This window comes from Gemmatimonadota bacterium (assembly GCA_026706345.1).
Taxonomy (GTDB): domain Bacteria; phylum JAAXHH01; class JAAXHH01; order JAAXHH01; family JAAXHH01; genus JAAXHH01.
The window spans coordinates 1-972 of sequence record JAPOYX010000082.1; the positions used below are offsets into that span (position 1 = coordinate 1).

A 972-nucleotide genomic window follows, 5' to 3' on the forward strand; every position below is an offset into this window, starting at 1 on the left:
CAGGATATTGCCCCCGGCCCGGATCCATTCGCCGTTGTGCAGGAGCTCCAGCGTCTGCAGGCTGAATGCGGAAAATGTGGTGTAGCCGCCGCAGAAGCCAACCATGATGAAGGCGCGGGCCTCAGACGACGGCCACGGGCGGTCGATCGAGGCGCTGAGCGCTGCGACGACGCCGATGAGCAGCGAGCCGGCCACATTCACCAGCATTGTGCCCCAGGGAAATTCCGGCCCCAGCCGGGCCGTCACCAGCGAATTGCACCAGTAGCGGCCCACGCCGCCGATGGCGCTGCCCAGCGCGATCCAGAGATAAGTCATCGGAATGCCGATCCCGTTTGACCTTGCGCGGTCCTGTCCTAGCACACATTGGCCGGTCGGTGAGGGTCCGGGTCCGGTTTCAGCAAGCACCGAAAGCGATGCCGTGCCGTCGTGGCGCAACCCTGGGATGCCGGCACGGAAATACCCGCATTATCGGAATGTTCGGCGCCGGGTTCCGCGGTTTCTCTTTAAGGTTGTCCGAAAACGGCGGGCCCGGTTCCCGGCCGGTACTCAGTGCCCGATCATCCAGGGGCGCGAGCCCTTGTGGACGTGGCTATGCTTGCCGTGGCTGTGGCCGTGGTGACTGTGATCGTGTTTCTTGACGTTTCCGACTTTAGGTTCGTGGGCGCTCTTTTCGTTACGCCCGTGCGCGATCCGGTTGTTCGGGTCCATATCGGCGAGAAATGGCGCGCTGATGCCGCGCGGGGCAAGTTGTTCGCAGGATGGGCAAGGCATGGGCTCTGACGCCCTGGCCATTTTTTCGATCTCGGTAAACGGCCCGCAGTCCCGGCAAATATATTCGTACAGGGGCATCGCAGCCTCCCTGGTCGCTGCGCCATCGTAGCAGGAAAAGGGGCGCGCCGTCCGCAGGATTCGGACGACACGCCCCTGATCAGATATTGGGCCTCAGGATACGAACCTCAGGCTATGTAGCAA

2 protein-coding genes are annotated in these 972 nt (G+C 62.9%); both read right to left on the reverse strand.

Annotated elements, in window-relative coordinates:
• Positions 1-315: fluoride efflux transporter CrcB (gene crcB / locus OXG98_06595; protein MCY3771671.1), on the reverse strand; the 315-nt coding region annotated here is incomplete at its 3' end.
• 231 nt (positions 316-546) lie between these two features.
• On the reverse strand, positions 547-849 hold the full coding sequence (locus OXG98_06600) for a zinc ribbon domain-containing protein (protein ID MCY3771672.1): 303 nt from the start codon (positions 847-849) through the stop codon (positions 547-549).
• Positions 850-972: the final 123 nt, after the last annotated feature.